Origin of the sequence: Phaeobacter gallaeciensis DSM 26640 (assembly GCF_000511385.1) — a bacterium.
In the GTDB taxonomy this organism is placed as follows: domain Bacteria; phylum Pseudomonadota; class Alphaproteobacteria; order Rhodobacterales; family Rhodobacteraceae; genus Phaeobacter; species Phaeobacter gallaeciensis.
In genome coordinates, this window is the sequence record NC_023137.1 from 1665123 (window position 1) to 1691201 (window position 26079).

General features: G+C 61.2%; 23 protein-coding genes. 7 read left to right on the forward strand and 16 right to left on the reverse strand.

The window, feature by feature from the left end:
* The first annotated feature begins 68 nt into the window (after positions 1-68).
* From GAL_RS07995 to GAL_RS08015, 5 genes are all read left to right on the forward strand, one after another.
* On the forward strand, positions 69-680 hold the full coding sequence (locus GAL_RS07995) for a holin-associated N-acetylmuramidase (protein WP_024097078.1): 612 nt from the start codon (positions 69-71) through the stop codon (positions 678-680).
* Positions 671-1282 (forward strand): holin family protein, encoded by a 612-nt coding sequence (locus GAL_RS08000; protein WP_024097079.1) that lies wholly within the window; start codon positions 671-673, stop codon positions 1280-1282. The genes GAL_RS07995 and GAL_RS08000 overlap by 10 nt, the downstream gene beginning before the upstream one ends.
* Before the next feature lie 106 nt (positions 1283-1388).
* A complete protein-coding gene (locus tag GAL_RS08005; protein WP_024097080.1) occupies positions 1389-3353 on the forward strand; it encodes a heme lyase CcmF/NrfE family subunit in 1965 nt (654 codons plus the stop codon).
* The gene (locus GAL_RS08010) at positions 3350-3844 is read left to right on the forward strand and encodes a cytochrome c-type biogenesis protein (RefSeq protein WP_024097081.1); all 495 of its coding nucleotides are present in this window, start codon (positions 3350-3352) and stop codon (positions 3842-3844) included. Before GAL_RS08005 ends, GAL_RS08010 begins: the two co-directional genes overlap by 4 nt.
* A gap of 186 nt (positions 3845-4030) precedes the next feature.
* Complete coding sequence (locus GAL_RS08015; RefSeq protein ID WP_024097082.1) at positions 4031-4807, forward strand: enoyl-CoA hydratase-related protein; 777 nt, start codon at positions 4031-4033, stop codon at positions 4805-4807.
* A 148-nt stretch (positions 4808-4955) separates the two neighbouring features.
* On the opposite strand, the gene GAL_RS08020 is transcribed toward GAL_RS08015, so the two are convergent.
* From GAL_RS08020 to gltX, 3 genes are all read right to left on the reverse strand, one after another.
* Positions 4956-5849, reverse strand: coding sequence for a calcium-binding protein (locus tag GAL_RS08020; protein WP_244462744.1), 894 nt, complete (start codon positions 5847-5849; stop codon positions 4956-4958).
* A 337-nt stretch (positions 5850-6186) separates the two neighbouring features.
* Entirely contained in the window at positions 6187-7482 is a 1296-nt protein-coding gene (gltA, locus tag GAL_RS08025) for a citrate synthase (protein WP_024097084.1), read from the reverse strand.
* A gap of 126 nt (positions 7483-7608) precedes the next feature.
* The gene (gene gltX, locus GAL_RS08030; protein WP_024097085.1) at positions 7609-9009 is read right to left on the reverse strand and encodes a glutamate--tRNA ligase; all 1401 of its coding nucleotides are present in this window, start codon (positions 9007-9009) and stop codon (positions 7609-7611) included.
* 79 nt (positions 9010-9088) lie between these two features.
* Between gltX and GAL_RS08035 the strand changes: the two genes are divergently transcribed.
* Positions 9089-11152, forward strand: coding sequence for a ComEC/Rec2 family competence protein (locus tag GAL_RS08035; RefSeq protein WP_024097086.1), 2064 nt, complete (start codon positions 9089-9091; stop codon positions 11150-11152).
* A gap of 323 nt (positions 11153-11475) precedes the next feature.
* Here GAL_RS08035 and lexA read toward each other — a convergent pair whose 3' ends face one another.
* The 7 genes from lexA to GAL_RS08070 all read right to left on the reverse strand — a co-directional run bounded on the left by lexA (position 11476) and on the right by GAL_RS08070 (position 17025).
* A complete protein-coding gene (gene lexA, locus GAL_RS08040) occupies positions 11476-12159 on the reverse strand; it encodes a transcriptional repressor LexA (protein ID WP_024097087.1) in 684 nt (227 codons plus the stop codon).
* Between the two features lie 139 nt (positions 12160-12298).
* Positions 12299-13471, reverse strand: a complete 1173-nt coding sequence (locus tag GAL_RS08045) for a molybdopterin molybdotransferase MoeA (protein WP_024097088.1) — start codon at positions 13469-13471, stop codon at positions 12299-12301.
* Positions 13472-13942, reverse strand: a complete 471-nt coding sequence (moaC, locus tag GAL_RS08050; protein WP_024097089.1) for a cyclic pyranopterin monophosphate synthase MoaC — start codon at positions 13940-13942, stop codon at positions 13472-13474.
* Positions 13942-14754, reverse strand: a complete 813-nt coding sequence (gene trpC, locus GAL_RS08055) for an indole-3-glycerol phosphate synthase TrpC (protein WP_024097090.1) — start codon at positions 14752-14754, stop codon at positions 13942-13944. The genes moaC and trpC overlap by 1 nt, the downstream gene beginning before the upstream one ends.
* A 14-nt stretch (positions 14755-14768) precedes the next feature.
* The gene (locus GAL_RS08060; protein ID WP_024097091.1) at positions 14769-15422 is read right to left on the reverse strand and encodes a uracil-DNA glycosylase; all 654 of its coding nucleotides are present in this window, start codon (positions 15420-15422) and stop codon (positions 14769-14771) included.
* Positions 15419-16447: an anthranilate phosphoribosyltransferase gene (gene trpD / locus GAL_RS08065; RefSeq protein WP_024097092.1), complete on the reverse strand. Its 1029-nt coding sequence runs from the start codon at positions 16445-16447 to the stop codon at positions 15419-15421. Before trpD ends, GAL_RS08060 begins: the two co-directional genes overlap by 4 nt.
* The gene (locus GAL_RS08070; RefSeq protein WP_024097093.1) at positions 16444-17025 is read right to left on the reverse strand and encodes an anthranilate synthase component II; all 582 of its coding nucleotides are present in this window, start codon (positions 17023-17025) and stop codon (positions 16444-16446) included. Before GAL_RS08070 ends, trpD begins: the two co-directional genes overlap by 4 nt.
* Positions 17026-17223: 198 nt before the next feature.
* On the opposite strand from GAL_RS08070, the gene GAL_RS08075 reads away from it, so the two are divergent.
* Positions 17224-18879, forward strand: coding sequence for a divergent polysaccharide deacteylase family protein (locus tag GAL_RS08075; RefSeq protein ID WP_024097094.1), 1656 nt, complete (start codon positions 17224-17226; stop codon positions 18877-18879).
* Between the two features lie 133 nt (positions 18880-19012).
* On the opposite strand, the gene trpE is transcribed toward GAL_RS08075, so the two are convergent.
* From trpE to fabI, 6 genes are all read right to left on the reverse strand, one after another.
* Positions 19013-20524, reverse strand: a complete 1512-nt coding sequence (trpE, locus tag GAL_RS08080) for an anthranilate synthase component I (RefSeq protein WP_024097095.1) — start codon at positions 20522-20524, stop codon at positions 19013-19015.
* A 15-nt stretch (positions 20525-20539) separates the two neighbouring features.
* A complete protein-coding gene (locus tag GAL_RS08085) occupies positions 20540-22381 on the reverse strand; it encodes a peptidylprolyl isomerase (protein ID WP_024097096.1) in 1842 nt (613 codons plus the stop codon).
* Positions 22382-22527: 146 nt separating this feature from the next.
* Complete coding sequence (locus GAL_RS08090; protein ID WP_024097097.1) at positions 22528-23718, reverse strand: aminotransferase; 1191 nt, start codon at positions 23716-23718, stop codon at positions 22528-22530.
* Positions 23719-23912: 194 nt separating this feature from the next.
* Positions 23913-24416, reverse strand: a complete 504-nt coding sequence (gene gpt / locus GAL_RS08095; RefSeq protein WP_014874783.1) for a xanthine phosphoribosyltransferase — start codon at positions 24414-24416, stop codon at positions 23913-23915.
* Between the two features lie 49 nt (positions 24417-24465).
* Positions 24466-25080: a LysE family translocator gene (locus GAL_RS08100; RefSeq protein WP_024097098.1), complete on the reverse strand. Its 615-nt coding sequence runs from the start codon at positions 25078-25080 to the stop codon at positions 24466-24468.
* A gap of 96 nt (positions 25081-25176) precedes the next feature.
* Positions 25177-25995: an enoyl-ACP reductase FabI gene (gene fabI, locus GAL_RS08105; protein WP_024097099.1), complete on the reverse strand. Its 819-nt coding sequence runs from the start codon at positions 25993-25995 to the stop codon at positions 25177-25179.
* Positions 25996-26079 lie beyond the last annotated feature (84 nt).

Below are 26079 nucleotides of genomic sequence, written 5' to 3' on the forward strand. Positions count from 1 at the left end.
CTTAGGTCCAGGTGCGCTCATTTTTGACTGTCATGCTGGTGTCCCACTCCAATTGAAGGGACTGACCCATGCAAGACATCAAGGCCATCGCTCAGGAAATCGTTGCCCGCGAAGGCGGCTATGTTGACGACCCGGATGATCCGGGTGGGGCCACCAAACATGGCGTGACATTGGGAGCGCTACAGCGTCTTGGCATGGATCTGACGCGCGATGGCCGTATCGACAAGGCGGATGTGGCCGCTGTCAGCCAGGCGCAGGCCGTGGACCTCTATATCCGTCACTATTTCAACAAACCGCGCATCGCAGCCCTGCCGGAAATGCTGCACCCCTCGGTTTTTGACATGTATGTCAACGCCGGGGCCAATGCGGTGCGGATCCTGCAACGGCTGCTGGTGCAGATGGGATATGAGCTGGCGGTGGATGGGCGGATTGGTCCCAAAACTGCCGGGGCTGCCCGCGCTGCGGCCAAGGTTGGCCGGGTGGCGCTGCGTGATGCCTATGGCGTGGCCCGGCGCAACTATTACTTCCGCATCGCCGATCGTCGCCCGGCCAGTCGCAAATACGCGCGCACCCGCAAAGGCGGCAAAGGCGGCTGGATCCTGCGGGCAGAGAGTTTCATCTCGCCGCGATACCACCTGAGCGAGGCCGAATTTCAGGCGCGGGTGTCGTCATGGGGCTGATTGCGGATGTGTTGCGGGGCCTGTTCGGGCGGGAGCGCAATGTGGTTGCCGAAACGCTGGAGGTGTTTCGCGAAAATGCAGAAGCCGGTGCGGTGCGGGATCACGCCAGCCGGGCGGATGCGCTGGCGCAGTTTACAGCGGAATTCGCCCGCAGTCAGGCCGGGCAGGGCCCCGTTAGCCGATTTGATCGCTGGATGGATGGCGTGAACCGCATGCCACGTCCCTTGCTGGCACTGTCGACATTGGCGCTGCTCGGCTCAGCCATGGTGGACCCATTGTGGTTTGCCGCCCGAATGCAGGGGCTGGCACTGGTGCCGGAACCGCTCTGGTGGCTGCTTGGGGTCATTGTTTCATTTTACTTCGGCGCGCGTCAGCAGTTGAAAAGCCAAGGCTTCCAGCGTGAGATTGCCGCCAGCCTGGCACAGGCCCCCGCCGTGGCGGCAAATGTGTCCCGGATCAATGAGCTGCGGGCGTCTGAGCCTGCGGCCCCCGATATAGATCCTGAATATGAACTGGTTGAAGATAGTACTGTAACTTCAAATTATTTAAAAGAAAATCCAGCTTTGGATGAGTGGGTTGAGCTATCAAAGGTGGCCAAGTGAACGGTTGTTACGGGCTGTTCTCAGAGGCACATAGGCCGAGACACTGCGGCGTGAGGACGCGCCGATTGCGATTGGCGGCCTTGCCGGATCGCCCTATAGATAGGCTATGATTACAGAACTCGGTCACTTCGCCCTTATCCTCGCTTTTGTGATTGCCATCGTCCAGATGGTGGTGCCGCTGGTTGGCGCCCATTTCCGCTGGCCGGGCTGGATGTCGGTTGCGGAGCCCGCCGCGCAGGCGCAGTTCTTCTTTACCGGCTTTGCCTTTGTGGCGCTGATGTGGGCGTTCATCACCTCCGACTTCTCGCTGCGGCTGGTTGCGCTCAACAGTCATTCGGCGAAGCCGATGCTCTATAAAATCTCTGGCACCTGGGGCAACCACGAAGGCTCGATGCTGCTGTGGGTGCTGATTGTCAGCCTGTTCGGGGCGGTGGCCTCGGTGTTTGGCAACGGCTTGCCACCAACACTGAAGGCGCGAGTGCTCGCGGTGCAGGCGGCGATTGGTGTCGCGTTCTTTGCCTTCATCCTGTTCACCTCGAACCCGTTTCTGCGTCTTGCGGTGCCGCCGTTTGACGGGCAGGGGCTGAATCCCCTGTTGCAGGATCCGGGCCTCGCCTTTCATCCGCCGTTTCTCTACCTCGGGTATGTGGGCCTGAGCATGGCGTTTTCCTTTGCCGTTGCGGCCCTGATCGAGGGCCGTGTCGATGCCGCTTGGGGGCGCTGGGTGCGGCCCTGGACGCTGGCGGCGTGGATCTTCCTCACCATCGGTATCGCGCTGGGGTCCTGGTGGGCCTATTACGAGTTGGGCTGGGGCGGGTTCTGGTTCTGGGATCCGGTTGAGAACGCGTCCTTCATGCCCTGGTTGCTGGCGGCGGCGCTGCTGCATTCCGCCATTGTGGTTGAAAAACGCGAGGCGTTGAAAAGCTGGACCATCCTGCTGGCGATCCTGGCCTTTGGCTTCTCCCTGATCGGCACATTTATCGTGCGCTCCGGGCTGTTGACCTCGGTCCATGCCTTTGCCAGTGACCCGGAACGTGGGGTGTTCATCCTCTATATTCTGGCGTTTTTCACCGGTGGCGCGCTGTTGTTGTTTGCGCTGCGCGCACAGGCGATGCAGGCCAAAGGCGTCTTTGGTCTGGTAAGCCGCGAAACCGCGCTGGTGGCCAATAATATCCTTCTGGCGGTGAGCTGCTTTGTCGTCTTCTTCGGCACGCTCTGGCCGGTGGTGGCCGAGATGGCCTTTGACCGCAAGCTGAGCGTCGGGCCGCCGTTCTTCAATGCAGCCTTCACCCCCTTCATGGTGGTGCTGGGGGCGATCCTTCCGGTGGGCGCGATGCTGCCGTGGAAACGCGGTCTGCTGGGACGCACGGCCTGGCGGTTGCGCTTTGTCTTTGCGCTGGCCGTCGCACTTGGCGTGCTGGCCTGGGCGATGCAGACGGGGCGCTCCGGGCTGGGGCCGATCGGGTTGTTTATCGGTGTCTGGGTGGTCGTCGGCGCTTTTGCGGATCTTTGGCTGCGGGGCAGTGCGACCGGGCGTTGGCAGCGTCTGCTGCGCCTACCGCGTGCCGACTGGGGCAAGGCGCTGGCTCATGCAGGTCTAGGGGTCACGATCTTTGCCATCGCTGGGCTGACCGCCTGGCAGGATGAGGATATTCGGATTGCCGAGATAAACCGGCCCTTCAACGTCGGGGCCTATACGCTGGAGTTGCAGGATGTGCGCCGCGTGCAGGGCCCTAATTACCTCAGCACGATGGCGGATATCGAGGTGACACGGGCGGGGCGTTTCGTGGCGCTGCTGAACCCGGAGAAACGGGACTACCCGGTTTCGCGCATGCCCACCACCGAAGCCGCAATCGACTACCGGTTCCTGCGGGATCTCTATGTGGTGATCGGCGACCAGCAGGCCAATGGCGGCTGGACGGTACGGACCTATATCAAACCGCTGGCCAATTGGATCTGGGGCGGCTGCCTTCTCATGTCGCTTGGCGGTCTGCTGAGCCTGACGGATCGGCGGTTCCGCGTTGCTGCCGGTGCGCGCCGTCGCCCGCGTGAAGGAGTGCCAGCGGAATGACACATGCGTTTCTTGCCCGGCTGTTGCTGTCGTTGACGCTGCTGGCCCCAATGGTGGTGACTAGCACCCCGGCGCTGGCGGTCGAACCCGACGAAATTCTGGAAGATCCGGTGCTGGAGGGCCGCGCGCGCGCGCTGTCCAAGGACCTGCGCTGTCTGGTGTGTCGCAACGAGAATATCGACGAAAGCAACGCCGATCTGGCCCGTGATCTGCGCCTTCTGGTGCGCGAACGCCTGGTGGCAGGCGACAGCAATGATGAGGCGATGGATTTCATCGTGGAGCGCTACGGCGAATATGTTCTGCTCAGCCCCCGGGCAAGTGGCGCCAACTGGCTGCTCTATGCGGCTGGTCCCCTGATGCTGGTGCTGGCGCTGATACTGGCCGGGGGTTATATCCGCACCCGCAGCCGCACCCCAAGCGCGGAGGATCCCGGCGCAGAGGGGCTCAGCGCGCAGGAGCGGGCGCAACTGGATCGTATCCTGAAAGACTGACCATTCGATGTCGGTGGTTTTCGATGCCACGGGCTAGGGATCGCGTGGGCCACAACCCTTCCGGCACCGGGCGACAGGGGCACACCGTTTTGGTGGTTTTGCCGCGAGAGGTTACGCGGCGTTTGCCTTTTCCTGCGGGCTTGCATAGGCAAGTCTGCGAAAAACCTTTAACCACGAGGCCCTTTGATGGATTACCAGGAAATTCTGTTCTCGCTGGAAGACGGCTTGGCCGTTGTGACGCTGAACCGCCCCGCCAAGATGAACGCATTGACCGGTCTGACGCGGGCGGAAATCACCCATGCGATGCAACGCGCCGGCAAAGAGGCCCGGGCCGTGGTTCTGACCGGGTCCGGCGTGTCGTTCTGTTCGGGTCAGGATTTGTCCGATGCGGCAAGCCAGGGCAAGCTGGATCTGGAGCGCACCCTGCGCGATGAATACACCCCGATGCTGGAGGCAATCTACAACTGCCCGGTGCCGACCATTGCTGCGGTCAACGGTCCGGCGGCGGGCGCGGGCGCCAATCTGGCGCTGGCCGCAGATGTGGTGATCGCAACCGAGAGCGCCTATTTCATGCAGGCCTTTGCCCGCATTGGCCTCATGCCAGATGCCGGTGGCACCTGGTTCATGCCACGGCAGATGGGCATGGCAAAGGCGATGGGGGCTGCACTGTTTGCCGACAAGATCACCGCCAAACAGGCCAGCGACTGGGGCATGATCTGGGAGGCCATTCCGGATGCCGAATTCGACGCCCATTGGCGCGCCCGTGCGGCATATCTGGCCTCCGGTCCGACCCGTGCCTTTGGCGCGATCAAAACGGCAATCAGCGATGGCTATGGCAACAGCCTGCCGGAGCAACTGTCCGAAGAGGCGCATCTGCAAGGCCAATGTGGCAAGACCCGCGACTTCATGGAAGGGGTTACGGCCTTCATGGAAAAACGCCCTGCGAAATTCGAAGGACGCTGATCCGTCGCGATCCGCGTCTGATCATTGACAGTACAAATGAAAAAACCCGCCTTCCTGACATGCAGGGGGCGGGTTTCTTTTGCTGCGTTCGTGCGGGCTACGCCGGGGCGGGCCAGATCAATTGACCCGACCTCAGCGGAGTTATGTATCAGCCGCTGCGGGCAACCAGCGCCACATGCTCGGCCAGGTTGAAGGTGGTACCGGCATTGATCAGACGCACCACTTCCTCGCCATTGGCCACCAGGAAGGCATCGGTGCCGCCATCGTCATTGGCGCGGGTGACCACGTCCAGTTCCGGCTCTTCCTCGTCTTCATCGTAGTAGTAAACCACGCGGTCATCATCTGCGGTGAAATCGGTGATGGTGGCCTGCTCATCCTCGCTCAGCCAGGCGCCGGTCTCAAAGCTGTCACTGCCATTGCCACCGGTCACCGTGTCGTTGAGGCCAAAGAGCACCGCGTCATCGCCTGCCCCTGCGTTGATGGTGTCGCCTTCGCCGTCCTGATCAGCGGTGTAGTCGTAGTTCAGCAGAGTGTTCACCTCTTCAACAGTCGCGGGCGGCGGGGTGCGGCCCTGGACCAAATCCTCATAGGCACCTTCATCCAGAATTCCGGCCGCGAGAATAATGTCATCGCCCTGACCGCCAACGAGATGATCCGCGCCGCGCGCATCGATAAGGATGTCATCACCCGCGTTGCCGCGCATGAAGTCATCGCCGTTGCCGCCGATCATACGGTCTTCGCCGTCGCCACCGAAGATATTGTCATCTGCCGAGCCACCATCTAGCGTGTCATCTCCGGCGCCGCCTTCGATAGTGTCAGGACCACCGCGGGCATCGATATTATCGTTACCGGCGCCGCCAAGCAGGGTTTCGCTGCCAATGGTACCGAGCAGTAGGTCAGCTCCGTCGGTGCCCTCGACAACGGCTTCATTGTTGTCTTCGTTACCGCTTTCGTTGGCGCCGGACTCGGCGCTGTCGGAGTCATCGGAATCATTGATGATCACGCCAGCCAGCAGGCCAACCCCAAGCAATGTCATGAGCATAAGCACGGTGCGTCTCCCGTTAAGGTTTAATTAGTAATTGGTGACATGCCTATGCAGGAGGTGGAATTTCGTCAATCGAAACCCACCGTAATTGAGTAAAATGCGATCAAATAGGTTAACCAAGTTTCCGGATTGGAAACAGCAGTTAGGTATCCTTTTGATTGTGGCACTCACCGAAAGGCGTGTGGATGCAATCAAAAGGTGTATCTCTGGGTACAGGCGCGGCAACTCTGTTGTGCCTGCATGGTGCCGGCAGAAGACATGAAAAAAACCCTGCCTTGGGGAAGGCAGGGTTTGAAGTTTTCTGTCGCCGATTATGCGGTAATACCGCCTGCAATCAGCGGCTTTCGATATCGATGTAGTCGCGGGCGGTTTCGCCGAGGTAGAGCTGACGCGGGCGACCGATTTTGTTCTGTGGATCCGCGATCATTTCTTTCCACTGCGAAATCCAGCCGACGGTGCGCGACAGCGCGAAGATCGGCGTGAACATCGAGGTCGGGAAGCCCATCGCCTCAAGAATGATGCCGGAGTAGAAATCCACGTTCGGGAACAGTTTCTTCTCGATGAAATATTCATCGTTGAGGGCGGTCTGTTCCAGTTCCTTGGCGACTTGCAAGAGCGGGTTGTTTTCCACGCCGAGCAGTTCCAGCACCTCATCGGCGGATTGCTTCAGGACCGTGGCACGCGGATCGGTGTTCTTGTAGACCCGGTGGCCAAAGCCCATCAGACGGAACGGATCGTTCTTGTCTTTGGCGCGTTCAATGAACTCGGGGATGCGGTCAACCGAGCCGATTTCCTTGAGCATCTCCAAGCAGGCCTGATTGGCGCCACCATGGGCCGGCCCCCAGAGGCAGGCGATGCCCGCCGCAATACAGGCGAACGGGTTGGCACCGGACGAGGACGCCAGACGCACGGTCGAGGTTGAAGCGTTCTGTTCGTGGTCTGCATGCAAGATGAAGATCCGGTCCATTGCGCGCGCAAGGATCGGGTCGACATGATATTCTTCTGCCGGAACGGAGAAGCACATGTGCAGGAAGTTCGCCGCGTAATCCAAGTCGTTGCGGGGATACACAAACGGCTGACCGATTGAATACTTGTAAGCCATCGCAGCGATGGTGGGCAGTTTTGCGATCAGACGGATCGCGGCCACTTCACGCTGCCAGGGGTCGTTGATGTCGGTGGAATCGTGGTAGAAGGCCGACATGGCGCCGACCACACCCACGAGGGTCGCCATCGGGTGCGCGTCCCGGCGGAAGCCACGGAAGAAGTTGTGCATCTGCTCGTGCACCATGGTGTGACGGGTCACACGGGTCTCGAAATCTTCCAGCTGAGCCGCGGTCGGCAGTTCACCATAAAGCAGCAGATAGCAGACTTCGAGGTGGTGCGATTTGGATGCCAGCTGGTCAATGGGGTAACCACGGTGCAGCAGTTCGCCCTTGCCACCGTCGATATAGGTTATGGTGCTGTCGCAGCTCGCAGTGGAGGTAAAGCCGGGATCATAGGTAAACACACCGGCTTGGCCATAGAGCTTGCGGATATCCAGAACATCGGGCCCGGTCGTCGGCGAGAAAATGGGAAGCTCGTAAGTTTCGCCATTCAGGCTGAGCTGGGCGGTCTTCTTTGTATCGGTCATAGATGTCCCTTCCTGATACAGGCACGAAAGCGGGGGAGGCCCCCGCCTTATGCAGGCAGCACCTGCACGGCAATCGCGCAGGTGAGGTCATAGCGGTACCGACTTACCCAGCGGTTAACGACAGGGTCAGCCAGCAACGTCGGAGAGTCGGGCCAGTGTTTCGTCCCGGCCCAGAATCAGCATCATGTCGAAAACTGAAGGGGTTACCGCACGACCAGCCAGCGCCGCCCGCAAGGGACCCGCCAGTTTGCCGAACTTGGTATCCTGTGCTTCTGCAAATGCGTTCAGAAGCGTCTCCAGATCGTCTCGGGACCAGCTAGCATTTTGCAGCTGCGGCGTCAATTCACTCAGTATACCGTCGGATACAGATGCAAGGGCCTTAGCGGCCTTTTGATCTGGCTCAATCGGCCGTGAAGTCAGGATAAAATGAGCTTTTTCAAGCAGCTCGGGGAATGTCTTGGCACGATCCTTGAGGCAATACATCGCACGTTCAAGATCGTTTGACTGAACGTCATTTAACTGCGGCTTGTCAGCCGCTGCCAAATAGGCCTGAAGCTCATTCCGCAGTGCAGCATCATCGCTGATGGCGATATGCTGACCGCAGAGATTTTCCAGCTTTTTCGTGTCAAACCGCGCCGGGCTTTTGCCGATGCCGTTAAGGTCGAACCAGTCGCGCGCCTGCGCATCGGTGAAAAACTCATCATCGCCATGGCTCCAGCCCAGACGGGCCAAATAGTTGCGCATGCCCGCAGCCGGATAGCCCATCGCCTGATATTCTTGCGCGCCCAAGGCACCATGCCGTTTGGACAGCTTTTTGCCATCGGGACCGTGGATCAGCGGGATATGCGCCCAGACGGGGACATCCCAGCCCATCGCCTCATAGATCATCATCTGACGTGCGGCGTTGTTGAGGTGGTCATCGCCCCGGATCACATGGGTGACGCCCATATCGTGATCATCTACGACAACTGCCAGCATGTAGACAGGTGTCCCATCAGAGCGCAGCAGGATCATGTCGTCCAGCTGGTCATTCTTGATCGTGACATCGCCCTGAACCTCATCGCGGATCACTGTGGTGCCGTCCTGCGGGGCTTTGATGCGGATCACATAAGGCGCGTCTGGATGACCGGCCTCTGCCGCATCGCGCCAGGGCGAACGGTAGAGGGTCGATTTGCCCTCAGCCTTTGCCTGATCGCGGAACGCCGCGATTTCTTCCTGCGTGGCAAAGCACTTATAAGCCTTGCCCGCCTCAAGCAGCTCACGGGCGACCGCGGCATGGCGCTCGGCGCCTTCGAACTGGCTGACCACCTCACCGTCATGATCCAGGCCGAGCCAGGCCATGCCTTGCAGGATCGCGGCCGTCGCCTCGGGGTTGGAGCGCTCGCGGTCGGTGTCTTCGATCCGCAACAGGAATTTGCCGCCGCGGCCACGGGCATAAAGCCAATTGAACAGCGCAGTGCGCGCGCCGCCGATATGCAGATAGCCGGTGGGCGAGGGGGCGAAGCGGGTGACGACCGGTTTGGACATGGGGGTGATTTACCTTTTGGAAACCATGGAAGGGCTAATTTTGTCGCCTGTCTACCGAGCCAGAAGGCAAGGAGCAAGCATGCGCGCCCTGGGCGTCCTTGATGGTCTGCTGCAATCCCAGCGCGGGGATCTCTTTCCCTGGGTGCCGGTTTTGTTCGGGGTTGGCATCGGGCTGTTTTTCTCACTCAGGTTTGAGCCGGATCTGGCGCACTATCTTTGGGGCGCTGGGCCGGGCTGCGTTGCACTGGCGATGCTGTGGCGCGGCGACCAGCAGGATGCTGTGGTCTTTCTGGGCTGGGTTCTGCTGCTGGTCACGCTCGGGTTTGCCACCGCCGGGTTGCGCGCGCATTCGGTTGGCGCGCCGGTGCTTCAGTACCGCAGCTATGGCGCGGTGGAGGGGCGGGTGATTGCCATCGACCGCTCTGCCCGTGACCGGTTGCGGATCACGCTGGATCAACCATTTCTGGACCGCATCCCGCCTGCTCAAACCCCTGCGCGGCTCAGGCTGTCGTTGCCGGACGGGGCAGCGGTTCCACGCATTGGCGACCGGGTGATGACCACAGCCCATCTGATGCCACCACAAGGCCCTGTTGAACCGCATGGTTTCGATTTTCGGCGACATGCCTGGTTCCAACAGCTCGGCGCGGTGGGGTACACCCGTGTGCCGGTGCTGATCATAAACCGCGGCCCGCGTGACCTGCCGGTTGAGCAATTGCGCCAGAAGCTCTCTACCGGCATTCGTTCGCAGATGCCGGTGGCGACCGGCGGTTTTGCGGTGGCCATTACCACCGGCGATCGTTCGGCGATCCCACAAGCGGCGCTGGAGGCGTTGCGGGCCAGTAACCTGGCACATCTGTTGGCAATTTCGGGGCTGCATATGGGGTTGCTGGCCGGCGTTGTCTTTGGCGGGCTGCGGTTGTTGTTGGCGCTTGCACCAGCCGTTGCGCAGCGTATCGACACCAAAAAACTGGCGGCGGTTGGCGCCTTGCTTGCGGCCAGTGCCTATCTGTTGCTGTCTGGAATGCAGGTGGCTAGCACGCGGGCCTACATCATGGTGGCGATGATGCTAGGAGCGGTGCTGCTTGATCGGCGGGCGCTGTCCCTGCGCGCGGTGGCGCTGGCGGCAATAGTGATCCTGCTCTTGCGTCCGGAAAGCCTGCTCAGCCCAGGGTTCCAGATGAGTTTTGCCGCCACCACCGCCTTGATCGTGATCTTTGGTAGCCTGCGTGACCGGTTGAGCCCTACGGGCCCGCGCTGGCTGCGACTGGTGACGGGGCTTGTGCTGTCCTCGCTGATTGCCGGATTGGCGACCGCGCCATTTGGAGCTGCTCATTTCAATATGATTTCGCATTACGGGTTGCTGGCCAATGTTCTGGCTGTGCCTGTAATGGGCGCGCTGGTGGTGCCAGCTGCTGTTCTGGCGCTTTGTCTGGCGCCAGTGGGGGCGTCCTGGATTGGTCTTACACTTATGGATCTGGGGATCAGCTGGATTCTGTTTGTTGCTAATTGGGTCGCCGCCCTTGATGGGGCGCAGGGGGCGGTGCCGATGCCGCCTGCTCCGGTGCTGCCACTGGTGGCTTTCGGTGGGCTGTTGCTTGGGCTTTGGCGGGGGCGGTTGCGCCTTCTTGGTGTGCCGGTGCTGATTGGGGGCGCGATGATCTGGTATGGCAACCCGCGCCCTGCGGTTCTCGCGGCGCCCAATGGCGGCATCGTCGGGGTCCTGACGGCGGAGGGACGGGCATTATCACGCGCTAAAGGGCATGGCTATGCAGCGGAACGTTGGACGGAAAATGACGGCAGTTTGCAGACACAGGAGGAGGGCGCGCAACTATGGCCGCTGATTGCCGGACCAGAGGCGCCCGGTAAATCGGTCACGGCATATCTGGCGGCGACGGATCAGCGGCTGACCCATGTGATGGGCAAGGCAGCGGCTGAGGCAATGACCGAATGTGCAGCCGATGAGGTGATCATAAGTGCCAAGCCCGTGGCACCGGTCGGCGGCTGCCTGGTGTTTGACGAAGACGCGCTACATCGCATGGGGAGCGTGCAGATGGATGCAGAGGGACGCTGGACTTCGGCGCAAGATGTGGTGGGAACCCGGTTGTGGAGCCGTGATCCGGTGAAGTCACGATCAAGCCATTGACACTAGCCTAAAGACAATAGGATCAAGGCCAATATCCATCCAAGCCTTGGATCACTCAACCTTCAGGCGTTGGTGCTGCATCTATGTAGGCTTTGTGTCTGGTTCGTGTGTGATCGCGCAGCGCCGAGTACGCTCAACGATGTTGTCATGATAGCATCAAGAGGTGAGCAGAAACACAGGCAATCAACCGTCTGGTCCGCGCGCTTTGTTCGTATCGCTTCGTCCGTGCCAGTTTGCACGTCACGACCCGCGTCGAGTTGCCCGTATCGAAGTGCGGGTCTTATCTATGCGTTTGTCCGTGACATTTCTGCGCGCGACGTCGCTCAGTAGGTGCGGATAAGGCCAACGAGACGGCCCTGAACCTTCACCTGATCTTGCGGGTAGCGGCGGGTTTCATAGGCGGGGTTCGCGGCCTCCAGCGCAATGGTGCTGCCCTTACGATAGATGCGTTTCAGTGTAGCTTCCTGTCCTTCGACGAGGGCAACCACCACATCGCCGTTGTCTGCCACAGCCGTTTCCCGGATTACAACGATATCGCCGTCATTGATCCCAGCCTCGATCATAGAGTCGCCGCGTACCTCCAATGCGAAATGCTGGCCTTGCGCCGAAAGCATGGAGGCGGGCACCGCGACCTGATGGGAGACCTGATTGATGGCCTCAATCGGAACGCCTGCTGCTATGCGGCCCATCACGGGCAGTTCCATCGCGGCGATCATTGCAGGTGCCGACACCTGATTGGCAGGCTCTGGTGTAGAGGATGAGGCTTCCGCAGTCTGAGCCGCATTGCCGAGGCTGTCCGGCAGGCGAATAATCTCAATCGCGCGGGCCCGATGGGCGAGACGGCGAATGAAGCCGCGCTCCTCCAGCGCGGTGATCAGCCGGTGGATGCCGGATTTGGACCGCAGATCCAGCGCCACCTTCATCTCATCAAAGCTGGGCGGGACGCCATCCTTCTGCAGGCGTGTGTGGATGAAATCCAGCAAATCCAATTGCTTCTTCGTCAGCATGACATCCCTCTCAACCGCTCGATGTTTCTCTTTGTTCTACGCATGTTCCCGTTTTGTGTCAACGGGTCCTTGCGTAAAACCTGTCATATCCAGCGGAATTGACGATGAATTGTTGGCAAAGTGAAAGCGGGTCGCCCTGTCAGATCACAATATAGGCGAGCGGTTCCCCCTTGCCTCGGGGGGGATCATGCGGGGGACGAATGGCGAGGGCGTTTGCCTCGGCCAGAAGGGTCAGCCGGGCGCTGTCCTGATCGTCGAAGACATGCAGATCGCCGCCGCTCAACCTGGCGCGCATATAATGTGTCCGTGGGCCGTTTGCAGGCAGGTCATGAGCCAGATTTGCCGTCGCCGGCTGCTGATCCAGAGGTGACAAACCTTGCATCACGCGCAGCATGGGCAACAGGAAGATATGCCCGCAAACCATTGCAGATACGGGATTTCCCGGCAGTCCCACCATAGCGGAGCGGCCCAGCGTTCCAGCCATCAGCGGCTTTCCCGGGCGCATCGCAACCTTGTAGAACGCGCGCGACATGCCAAGCCCCTCGGTCACCCCGGCGACCAGATCGTGATCCCCAACCGAGGCCCCGCCAATGGTGACGATCAGGTCGGCGTCCTGCGCCAGATCCAGCGCCATGCGAAGGCTGCTTTCGGTGTCGCGGGCGATGGGCAAAATCCGGGGCTCAGCACCTGCAGCGCTCAGCATGGCGTCCAGCCCAAGGGTGTTGGAGGCGATGATCTGATCCGGGCCGGGGCTTTCGCCGGGCAGGACCAGCTCATCCCCGGTGGAGATCAGCGCCACTGTTGGTTTGCGGTGCACGGGCACCTCGGCGATGTTCATCGCGGCGAGCAGGGCGATATCTGCCGGTGTCAGCATGCGTGGCGAGTCAACACTGGTGCCGATCTGAAAATCGCCACCCTTTGCGCGAATGTTATGGCCAGGTCCGGGATGGTCTGTGATGGTCAGCAAGGATCCGGTAACACTGGTATCCTCTTGTATAACAACGAAATCAGCGCCTTCAGGCACTGGTGCGCCGGTGAAGATCCGCACCGCCTGGCCGGGGCCGACGCGCCCCTGAAACCCATGGCCCGCAGCGCTTTCTCCGATGACTTTGAACATTGCATCCCGCTCGACCTCTGCCGCCTTTACGGCATAGCCATCCATAGCGGAGGCCGCAAAGGGCGGCTGGTCCCGGTTGGCGGACACAGGTTTTGCCAGCACGCGGCGGGCAGCGGCGCGCAGGGGAACGATTTCCACTTCAAGCGGAGCCACCAGATCTAGCAGCGTGGTCAATGCGTCGGAAACTGAGATCATTTAGGCCTCGTATCGTCCTGATTTTCCGCCATCTTTCAGTGTTACACGGATGCCACCGATCTCCATCGCCTTGTCGACGGCCTTGGCCATGTCATAGACCGTGAGGGCGGCGGTGGAGACCGCAGTCAGTGCCTCCATTTCGACGCCGGTTTGGCCCGTGGTTTTCACGGTGGCCGCGATGCGGACGCCGGGCAGATCGGGATCGAGGGTCAGGTCCACAGCAACCTTGGTTACGGGCAGCGGATGGCAGAGCGGGATGAGGTCCGGTGTCTTCTTGGCCCCCATGATGCCCGCGAGCCGTGCCACCGACAGGACATCGCCCTTCTTCGCGCGACCTTCTGAAATGATATCAAAGGTTTCGCGTGCCATGGTGATGTGGCCCTCAGCAGTGGCGATCCGCGAGGTGACCGCTTTGTCCGAGACATCGACCATATGGGCGTCGCCGCTGCTGTCGAAATGGGTGAGGGACATTACATTGCCCCCGGCATCAGCGGATTTGCGAGGATGTCACGGGTCGCAGCCGCAACGTCATCCTGGCGCATCAGGCTTTCGCCGATGAGGAAACTGCGTGCGCCATAGCGGGCCATATCAGAGAGATCCTGTGGCGTGGACAGTGCGCTTTCGCAGACGATGGTGCGGTCGGCAGGAACCAGACGGGACAGGGTGCGGGTGGTGTCCAATGTGGTTTCAAAAGTTTTGAGATTGCGGTTGTTGATGCCAAGAAGAGGCGATTTCAGCTTGCAGGCGCGATGCAGCTCTTCTTCGTCATGGACCTCCAGCAGGACGTCCATATTCCAATCAGCGGCGGCGGCTTCCAGTTCTGCTGCTTGCGTGTCGGAAACTGAGGCGAGAATGATCAGGATACAATCGGCACCAAGCGCGCGGGCTTCAGCCACCTGATAGGGATCATACATAAAATCCTTGCGTAGCGCCGGGAGGGCACAGGCGTCGCGCGCCTCCGTCAAAAAGGATTTCGCGCCTTGAAAACTGGGGGTATCGGTCAGCACGGAAAGACAGGTTGCACCACCTGCCTCATAGGCCCGGGCGAGGTCTGCGGGGTGGAAGTCTTCCCGGATCAACCCTTTGGAAGGGCTGGCTTTCTTGATTTCGGAAATCAGTCCGTAGCCTTCGCGGCTGGCCTGCATCAGCGCCTTGGCAAAGCCACGCACCGGGCTGGCATCACGGGCTTCGGCCTCAACCGCTTCGAGGGGTTTGGCAGCCTTGTCGGCGGCGATCTCTTCCAGCTTGTAGGCCTTGATCTTATCCAGCACTGTTTCAGTCATCTTGACGCCTCCCGTCACGCGTTCCAGTCAATTGTTGGCTGGCCCTGCTCAGCAAGCCAGCGGTTCACCGTCGAAAAGGGGCGCGAGCTGAAAAAGCCACGCCGCGCAGACAGTGGTGAGGGGTGCGCGGTCCTCAGGATAAGGTGATCACCCGGCTGGATATATTTTTCAAGCCCTTGGGCCTGTTTCCCCCAGAGAATATAAGCTGTGGGGCGCTGGCTGGACAGGTTGAGAACCTCATGTGCGAGTTGCTGCCAGCCAAGGCTTTTGTGGCCGTTGGCCTCGCCTGAGGGGACAGACAAGACGGTATTGAGCAGCAAAACGCCTTGACGTGCCCAGCCGCGCAGGTCGCCTGTGTGACGTTCAACACCAAGATCGTCGTGCAACTCTTTGAATATATTGTTCAAAGATCTTGGCAGCGGACGCACGTCGGGTTCGACGGAAAACGCCAACCCATGGGCATGACCGGGCGTTGGATAGGGGTCCTGACCCAGAATGACCACGCGGGTTTCTTCCGGCGGGGTCAGCGAGAGAGCTGCAAGGCGCTGATCCGCTGGCGGGAGGATATCGCGCGGATCCTCGGCCACCGCCGCCGCAATTGCCGGGTAGCGGTCAGCAAAAAACGGCAGGTCCGCCCAGCCGCCCAGATCGGGCAGGTCTGGGATCATGTTTCGGCGGCAGCCGTGGTGATCCGGGCAACGGCTTCGATCTTGCCCCGCGCCGCGCCACTGTCGATGCTGGTTCGGGCCATCTCAACGCCGGTTTTCAGATCACTTGCTGCGCCCGCCACCACAAGGGCTGCAGCAGAGTTCAGCAAGACGGCATCGCGATAAGCAGAGGGTTCACCAGCCAGAAGGGCCTCAAACGCCTTGGCGTTTTCTTCGGGCGTTCCGCCAACGATGGCTTCAAACGGGTGGGGCGGCAGGCCTGCGTCTTCGGGGTGGATTTCCATCTCCGTCACGCTGCCATCCGGGTTCAGGGCGGCAACCCAGCTGACGCCAGTGATTGTCAGCTCATCTGTACCGTCGGAGCCGTGGACGAGCCACGCCTGCTCCGATCCCAACTGGCCAAGCGTTTCCGCCATCGGGCGGATCAGATCGCGGCTGAACGCGCCGGTCAGTTGGCGTTTCACACTGGCTGGGTTGGTGAGCGGGCCAAGGATGTTGAAAATCGTGCGCGTGCCAAGTTCCTGCCGGGTGGGCATCACATGGGCGATGGCGGGGTGGTGCATCGGCGCCATCATGAAACATATACCGGTTTCACAGAGCGCCTGTTCAGCCACTTTCGGGCCGACCATGACATTGATCCCCATCTGACCAAGCGCATCCGCTGCGCCGGATTTCGACGACAGATTACGGTTGCCGTGTTTGGCAACCACGGTACCGGCCCCGGCCACGACAAAGGCGGTTGCGGTGGAGATATTCAGCGTGCCCTTGCCGTCGCCACCGGTGCCGACGATGTCCATCGCGCCTTCAGGCGCCCCAACGGGGTTGCATTTTGCGCGCATGACAGCCGCTGCTGCTGCGTATTCGTCGACAGTTTCGCCCCGTGTGCGCAGGGCCATCAACAATCCACCCATCTGGCTGGGCGTGGCGTTGCCTTCAAACAGATGGGTAAAGGCGGCCTCGGCCTCATCCCGGCTCAGGGCGCGCTCCGCAGCGGCATCAATCAGCGGCTTCATTGCGTTGCTCATGCGGGCACCTTCATCACGTTGAGGAAGTTCTTCAGCAGCGCGTGGCCGTGTTCCGAAGCGATGGATTCCGGGTGGAACTGCACGCCGTGGATCGGAAGCGTCTTGTGCTGCAGGCCCATGATGGTGCCATCTTCAAGCTCTGCTGTGACTTCAAGACTGTCGGGCAGGGTGTCGCGGTCAACAATCAGCGAGTGATAGCGCGTCGCCTCAAACGGCGAAGGCAGCCCGGCAAAAAGGCCCGTGTCGGTATGATGCATGGTGCCCATCTTGCCGTGGACGATATCTTTGCAGCGCACAACATTGCCGCCAAAGGCCTGTCCGATGGTCTGATGGCCAAGGCAGACGCCAAGCAGCGGGGTTTTGGTCTCAGCTGCAGCCTCGGTCAGGGCAAGGCAGATACCGGCCTGATCCGGATCGCAGGGACCGGGTGACAACAGAATGCCGGCCGGGTTCATCGCCATGGCCTCTTGCACATTCAGCGCGTCATTGCGGCGGACCTGCACGTCAGCGCCCAGCTCCCCCAGGTAATGCACGAGGTTGTAGGTAAAGGAGTCGTAGTTGTCGATCAGCAGCAGCATAGTCGCGGGCTCGTTTAAGGGCTGGCGGGCCGGGGCCGCGCCGCAGTATAGTGGTCGCAACATACATGTTCAGGGTTGCGCGGCAGCGTCAAGAGCACATCACCAACAGCAGGCGGGCCAAGCGTGCCCGACCGCCTTGGTGTGGCCTGGCCAACAGAATGCGACCGGTTCCAGAAGGCAACGAGAGGCAGGACAGAGATGCGAGGGTTTCTTGGAGGCGTGAGTTTCGGGGCCTTGGTGGCCGCAGGCGGCGCCGTGGTATGGTCGCTTTCGGTGCCCTTGCCCAAATCGGTTGAGGTCAGCGTCGCCGAACCGGCCCGCAGTGAAGTGCAGGCCCCGGCGGCGGAGACACCGGTCGACAGCGCGGGGAGCGATCCGGATCTGGTGGAAACACCTCCAGCAGCGCTGGACCCGCAAGTGGTGGGTGATGATCTGGCAGCACTTGCAGATGCCGATACTGATCCTGCCAGCCGACCGGAAGTGGGCACAGAGCTGGGCAGCGGGGATCGCGCCGCGCCCGGTGGCGTCGGCGCGCCGGCAATCGATGTGGCGCGGGATGCGCCCGTTACCCCGGTTGAAGCACTGCCCGCACCCAATGCCCCCAGTCAGGAGCAGCGTCTTGTGGTGGTGTCTGAACCGGCGCAGCCACCGGTGCCGCAGACTGCAAACGAAGCACCATCCCGGCTGACAACCGCGCCGGATCAAGCCGCTCCCGAGCCGTTGGGGCAGGACCCGTCCACACCATCGGCCGAGGGGGACGATGGCGACAATGACGCCTCCGCAACCGCAAACCTTCCGGTGCCGGATGTGACAACCGGTGGCCCGGCCCTCAGCACGATAGAGGCCGGGGACGATCAAGGACCAGCCTTGGGAGCTGTACCTGGCCCGACGGCGATTCCCGTGGTGCCGGGGCTGGGGCAGGCCGGGCCAACGGAGGTGGGCACGCAGCCTGCCGCAAGCGCTGAACCTAGGACGGGTGCCGAAGACCAAGGCGAGGAGGCCGGGGCGCGGCGGATTTCCGATCTGCCAACAACCACCCCCACGGCAGAACCGGGCAACACAGTAGATGCAACGGGCAGCCGCCCACGTATCGGCACCCCGGTTCGCCCGCTGACGGAGCGGGATCAGGCCAATGCACCGGCGGTCGGAAGTCAGGCCAGTGCGCAGACGGATGGGGTGCCGTTTGAACGCAACGCCGAAGCCTTCACACCGGAGGCAGACCGTGCCCTGATGTCGATTGTTCTGATCGATGATGCCGATGCGATAGGTGCTGAGGCCTTGCAGGATTTCCCCTATCCGCTGAGTTTTGCGCTGGACCCAAGGGATCCTGAGGCGGCGGCGAAGATGGCACGCCACCGCGCCGCTGGTTTTGAGGTGATGCTGATCGCCGATCTGCCCCGCGATGCCGCGCCGCAGGATGCTGAGACGGCGTTGCAGGTCTGGCTGGAGACCCTGCCAGAGGCCGTCGCTGTGTTGGAAGGGGTCGAGACCGGGTTTCAGGGCAATCGTCCGCTGGCTGATCAGATGGCCACGGCGCTTGGTGCAATGGGCTATGGTATGGTGACGCAGGATGCGGGTCTGAATACTGTGCAGAAACTGGCGCTGCGCGAAGGTGTGCCCGCCGGCGTGGTGTTCCGTGATTTCGACGGCGCCGGGCAAGACCCACGCGCGATACGGCGCTTTCTGGATCAGGCTGCGTTTCGCGCCGGGCAGGAGGGGGCCGTGATCATGCTGGGCCGGGTTCAGCCGGATACGATTTCCGCCTTGCTGATCTGGGGCCTTCAGGACCGGGCAAACCGGGTGTCTTTGGCGCCGGTATCGGCCTCTCTGCGGGCAAAACTGCAGGCGGAATAAACGACGCGGCAGGTGGTTTTCGTGACAAAGGCGCCGCTCCGGTTGGAGCGACGCCTTTGGTGCCTTCGGCGAGAGTATTTTGAGAAAGGTGACGGGCAGGCGCTCATAACAGGGTGCCCGCCCAGCCTTTGACCTAGCTGTTGCCGCTGCCGGTGAAGCGGGCCGCATCCGCAGCTGCGCGGCGGATGGCGTTGGATTTATGGACTGTCTCCATATATTCCGCCTCCGGGTCGCTGTCGTAGACAACGCCGCCGCCTGCCTGAATGTAGAGGTTCTGGTCCTTGACGATGGCCGTGCGCAGCGCGATGCACATATCCATGTCGCCGCCTGCCGAGAAATAGCCAACACCGCCACCATAGACACCGCGTTTTTCCGGTTCCAGCTCATCGATGATTTCCATCGCCCGCACCTTGGGCGCGCCGGAGACGGTGCCTGCGGGCATTCCGGCAAAGAAGGCGTCGAGCGCGTCCTTATCCTCGGCCAGCTCACCGACAACATTGGAGACAATGTGCATGACGTGGCTGTAGCGCTCGATGATGAACTTCTCGGTTGGGCGCACGGTGCCGATTTTGGCAACCCGTCCAGTGTCGTTGCGGCCCAGATCCAGCAGCATCAGGTGCTCTGCCAGTTCCTTCTTGTCGGCGAGCAGATCCAGTTCCAGCGCTTTGTCTTCTTCGGGCGTGGCACCGCGTGGACGGGTGCCGGCGATCGGGCGAATGGTGACCTCCTGTCCGAAGACGCGGACGAGGATTTCCGGAGACGCGCCCACCACCTGAAAGCCGCCGAAGTTGAAGTAGAACATGAACGGCGAGGGGTTGGTGCGCCGCAGGGAGCGATAGAGCGCGAAGGGCGGCTGGCGGAATTCCTGCGTCCAGCGCTGTGCCGGCACCACCTGAAAGATGTCGCCTGCGCGGATGTAGTCTTTGGCCGTCTCCACCGCGGCCATATAGCCGTCTTTGGTGAAATTGCTCACGGGCGGCGCAACCTCATCGGCATCGCCGAGATCGCGGCTTTCGGCGGGCATGGCGCGTTCCAGATCGCGGACCGCGTCCATCACCCGCTCGGCGGCCTGAGCGTAAGCCGCCTTGGCCGACTGGCCATCGCTGGCCCAGGCGGGGGAGACCACTGTCACCTCCCCTTTGACGCCGTCAAGCACCGCGATGACAGAGGGGCGTAGCATCAACGCGTCAGGTAGGCCAAGGGGATCGGGGTTCACGTCCGGCAGATGTTCGACCAGCCGGATCATGTCATAGCCAAGATAGCCAAACAGGCCGGCTGCGGCCTGCGGCAGATCATCGGGCAGGTCGATTTTGCTCTCTGCAATGAGGTCACGCAGGCAATCCAGGGGATTGCCATCCAGCGGCTCATAGGCATCGGCGTCAAAGCGGGCAGACCGGTTGAGGGTCGCGTGTTCTCCGTGGCAGCGCCAAACGAGATCCGGTTTCATGCCAATGATGGAGTAGCGCCCACGCACCTCGCCACCGGTGACGGACTCCAGCATGAAGGCGTCCTTCTGGGCGCCTGTCAGCTTCAGCATCAGGGATACCGGCGTGTCGAGATCGGCGGCAAGCCGGGTGTAGACGACCTGGTTTTCACCGGCCTCATAGGCCTTGGCGAAGATGTCGAAATCGGGGGTCAGGGCCATTTCGGTCTGCCTTGATTACTGGAAGTTGGCCCGCACGGCGTTGAGCGCCTGCGGGTCGATGCGAGGCGCAGCGCGGGTCTGGGAATCTTGGACGAAAGCTTCGAACAGAGCCTGTGCCAATGCCTGATCAAGCTGGGTCCCCATCGCCTCGGCCAGCGCCGTCATTTCTGGCGTATCGGCGACCGGCAGGGTCTCAGTGAGGCGCACCACAACAGTGGCGGTGTCATCGCTGACCACGGCAACCTCGCCCTCTGCCAGTTCAAAAACACGGGCCATCAGCTGCTGCGGGGCGGCGTCGATATAGGCGGCGCGGGTCAGACCGGTCTCTGACGTCAACTCAATACCCTCGGGGAGGTCAGCACCGTTGCGCAGCATATCAGCCAGACGCTCGGCCTCGGCCTCCAGGGCATCCTGCAATCGTTTGCTCTGCCATGCCGCGCGCAGTTTCTCCTGCGCATCTGCGAAGGGTTCGGGGCGCGGGTCCAGGTCCTCATCCAGGCGGATTGCAAACAGGCTGCCATCCTCAAGGAAGGCCACTTCTGGGAAGTCTTCGGCAGTAACGGTGGATGCGGCCTGACGAAAACCGTCATAGGCGGCGATGCCATCAGTGCTGCCGCTGTGCCAGTCGACCTTGCCAAGTTCCATGCCGGGTTCGTCAATCAGCTCTTCCAGTGTCGCGCCACCGGCCAGCATATCGTTGATCTCCTCAGCGCGGGTTTCGATAAGGCGGCGTGCACGGTCTGTGGCCAGTTCAGCGCGCAACTCGTCCTTGACGTCATCAAGCAGGGTCACGCGGGCCTCAAGACGGCCATTGACGCGGAACAGGGCCGGGCCGAGGTCGCTGTCGAGCGGCCCGACGACATCGCCGACCTGTGCGGCAAAAACGTCCTGACCTGCAGCGCCCAGGTCGCCCATGGTCAGATCGCCCAAATCCACGTCCTGCAGGTTGAGGCCACGATCCGCGACCAGCGCCTCGAAGGTGGTGCCGTTGATATCAAGCTGTGCCTTGGCGCTGTCGGCGGCGTCCCGATCAGCAAAGACCAGACGTTCCACCAGACGGCGTTCGGGCACTTGATATTCGGCGCTGCGGTCGTTGAAGAGCTTCTCAAGCGCTGCGTCGTCGATCTCGATCTCATCCACCAGCGCGTCGGGGCGCAGGGCGGCATAGGTGATCACCTTGGTGCGGGGTAGGGTGAACTGATCGATATTGGCGTCATAGAAGGCGCGCAGCTGGTCTTCGCTCGGCTCGACCGCGGTGAGGGCGACGCTGTTTTCGCTGACTGTCAGCCAATCAAAGCTGCGGCGCGCGCCGACATAGCTGGTCAGTGTGCCGCGCAGGGTGTCAGGCATCTCAGTACCGGCCATGATGGCACCCTGCACAAGGGTGCGGGCAGATTCGCGGCGCAGGTCGGCCTCAAACGCGGCCTCGGTCAGGCCGATATTGTCGAGTGCATACTGGTAGGTGTCGCGGTTGAAGGCGCCGGTGCCGTCCTGAAAGGCCGGGATCTGACTGATTTCGTCAAACAGGTTCTGATCACCGATCGACAGGCCAAGATCGCTGCTTTCCTGATCCAGGGCGGCAATGGCAATCAGACGCCCCAGCACGGCACGATCCAGACCAAGCGCGGTCATCTGCGCGATAGGGATGCGCTGGCCGGTCTGCGCCTCAAGCGCGCGCTGTTCGCGCTGCAGTTCGCGAGCGTAATCATCGACTGACACCTCCTGATCGCCAACCACGGCGACGGAGGAAACAGAGCCTGTGAAATTCACGGCGCCAAATCCGGCCAGACCGATAATCAGCATCCCCATCAGGATCCAGACAAAAGTATTTGATAGTTTTTTCATGCCTGCAGCCATGATGTCCTCGTATTGCCGGTCGCCGAACTGCGCCGGGCAGTCGGGAATGCTAAAATGTCGAGGCTCTGAATACGCTGCCACCTTGCAAGGAGCAAGGGACGACTGATCAGCGTCCGTGTTCAGTGCCGGTGAGTGGGGGGGATGGGTCAGGCTGTCCAGTTTGCCAGTCGGTCAAAAAGCGTACGGATGCCATGGGTGTCGACATTGGCAAATGCAATGCGGAACTGCCGTGTGCCGTTGGGGTCATTCTGCGGTGAGAACATGCTGCCGGGCAGCATCAGGACACCGGCCTCTCTCACCAGACGTCTGGCCAATTCCTCCGAGGAAGCCGCAAAGGGATGTGCGACATAGGCGAAATATGCACCACATCCGAGAAGTTGCCAGCCCTGCGCAGCAAGTGGCGCAAACCCAGCCTCAATCGCGGCGCGGCGGCAGAGCAGTTCCTCCCGTTCACCCGCGAGCCATTCATCGAGGTTTTCCAACCCCCAGAGCGCGCCGGTCTGTCCCAGCTGGGCTGGACATATGGTGACGGTATCGAGGAATTTCTCCATTTCCAGCAGATGGTCGGGGTGGGCGGCGATCGCGCCGAGGCGATGGCCGGTCAGACGGTAGGCCTTGGAAAAGGAATAGAGGTGGATCAGCGTATCCGACCAGTTCGGATCCTGAAACAGCGTATGGGGCGGGCCGTTGCGGCTGTCAAACTCGCGGTAGGTTTCATCCACGATCAGTGCCAGACCATGGGCGCGGGCAAGATCATAAAAGCGCTTCACCAGACCGCCGGGATACTCCACGCCGCAGGGGTTATTCGGGGTCACCAGAACAATTGCGCGGGTGCGGTCAGTGATCAATTTTGCGGCGGCATCGGGGCAGGGCAGCATAGCCTCTCCCACAGGCAATGGGCACGTCTCTACCCCTTGCATATCGAGCCACATTTTATGGTTGAAATACCACGGCGTTGGCAGGATCACCTGATCACCCTCACCACAAAGCGCGGCGATGGTCGCGGCAAAGGCCTGATTGCAGCCTGAGGTGATGGCCACATCTGCCGCAGACAGATCAGCTGCATAGTGACGGTTCATTTTGTCAGCGAGGGCTGCACGCAGCTCATCCCGGCCAAGCACCGCACCATAAAGATGGCTGCTGTCGTCGTTCAGGGCCGCCTCAGCAATGGCGCGGCGTAGCCCCTCGGGAGGTGGATCTGCTGGTGCAGCCTGGCTGAGGTTGAGCAGCGGCAGGTCATCGGGCAGAGCCAGCCCCTGAAGCCAGCGTCGGGATTCGACAATCGGCGAGACAAAGGTGTCGCGGGTGCGGGCGTTTGGGAAGGAGGCCTGTGGCATGAGTGTTCCTGTTCTGCGTCAGCGCCGGTGGGTGCAACGGTGGCGCCTGTTTGGATCACTCCGCCGCAAGTTCAGAAGTTTTGCAAGGGGCTTTGGTTGAGGGTGGTCAAATGGATAGCCCACAGTTGCGCGCAAAAGAAAAAGACGCCCCCGAAGGTGCGTCTTATTAAATGAATTGCTTGGATCCGCAGAGATCAGTCGGTGCCGCGATAAGGCTCGACATATTGCAGTGCCATATCCCAGGGGAAGAAGATCCAGGTGTCCTGGCTGACCTCGGTGATGAAGGTATCGACCATCGGGCGGCCTTTGGGCTTGGCATAGACGGTGGCAAAATGTGCCTTGGGGTACATCTGGCGCACCAGTTCCAGGGTTTTGCCGCTGTCGACCAGATCGTCGATGATCAGTACGCCTTCACCGTCGCCCATAAGCTCTGCGTCAGGGGCTTTCAGCACTTCGGCCTGTCCCTGATCCTGATGGTGGTAGGATTTCACGCCGATGGTATCGACGATGCGGATGTCCAGCTCGCGGCTGACGATCATGGCAGGAGCCATGCCGCCACGGGTGATGGCCACAACGGCGCGCCAGGCGCCATTGTCCGGCCCTTGCCCGTCCAGACGCCACGCCAGCGCGCGGCTGTCGCGATGCAGCTGGTCCCAGGAAATATGAAAGCCTTTTTCATGAGGCAGACGGTCGGTCATGTTTTTGATGCTCCTGTTAGGATCTGGCGTCGGGATCGCACGTTCCCCCTCAGAGGGCGGCGATCTTGACGCCGAGGGCGGCGAGCAGGCCGCCAAAGACCCGGTCGATCACATGTTTCAGATTGATATACCCGCGGCGCGTTTTCTCAAAGGAGAAGATACGGGCCACGAGGGTGTTCCAGGTGACTTCACCGAGAAAGATGCAGGCCAGCAGTGCTGCAAGCGCAAGAGAGCTGCTGCCCTCGGGCACCGTGCCGACAAAGACTGCGCCGAAAAACGCAGCGGGTTTCGGATTGGCCAACTGGGTGAAGATGCCAAGGCGAAACGCGGCAAAGGCCGTTTGCGGCAATTGCGCGTCGCTGTCTTGTGACATGGGTTCACTGGCATGACGCCACATATTCCAAGCCATGTAGATCAGGAATATGGCGCCACCCACCTTCAGCAGAGTGAGAAGGAACGGCGCATAGTCAAGCAGAAGGTTCAGTCCGAACAAGGCCGCTGAGGCCCAGAATACCGCACCGGCGCCGATGCCAATCGCCAGCGCCAGACCACTGCGCCAGCCATGGGCCAGGCCAACGCGTGCTGCCATAAGGACAGCAGGGCCGGGGCTGATGGCCGCCATCAGGCACAGCAGGACGGAAGCGGTAAAGGCGGCAAGTGTCATAATGCGGTCTCTGTCATTGGAAGAGGCGCGCGTGGGCCGCGCGCCTGCTGTGTCTTGCTCTGTGGTGCAGATGCACAGCATCTGCTGGACCCGTGTTTATTTGCGCCCGGTTGCCGCGTCGATGTCGGGGGCGTCGACTGCCTTCATCCCGACGACGTGATAACCAGCATCGACGTGCAGGTTCTCCCCGGTCACCCCGGAGGACAGATCCGACAGCAGATAGAGCGCTGAATTGCCCACGTCATTGATGGTCACGTTGCGGCGCAGTGGCGAGTTGAACTCATTCCACTTCATGATGTAGCGGAAATCACCGATACCGGAGGCTGCCAGCGTCTTGATCGGGCCGGCCGAGATTGCGTTGACGCGGATACCATCCTTGCCCAGATCCTCGGCGAGATATTTGACCGATGCCTCAAGCGCCGCCTTGGCTACGCCCATGACGTTATAGTGTGGCATCACCTGTTCGGCGCCATAGTAGGTCAACGTCACGGCGCTGCCACCTTCGGACATCATCTTTTCGGCACGCTGCATCACCGAGGTGAAGGAATAAACCGAGATATCCATGGTCATCTGGAAGTTGCTGCGGCTGGTGTCGACATAGCGACCGCGCAATTCGTTCTTGTCGGAAAAGCCAATGGCGTGCACCAGAAAGTCCAGTTTGCCCCATTTCTCTTCAAGCGCGGCGAACAGCGCATCGACGGAGCCTTCATCGGCCACATCGCAGGGCAAGACTATATCGCTGCCCAATTGCGCCGCCAGCGGGTCGACGCGTTTTTTCAGGGCCTCGCCCTGGTAGGAAAACGCAAGCTCAGCGCCGGCGTCGGCGCAGGCTTTGGCAATGCCCCACGCGATGGATTTGTCATTGGCAAGGCCCATGATGAGGCCACGTTTGCCGGCCATCAGTTGACTAGACATGCAGGTTCTCCGCCTGTGATCTTCGAATTAGACGACGTTTAGTCTGTCCCGCGGAGCGCTTCAAGAGCGCTGTCTCTTGTCGTG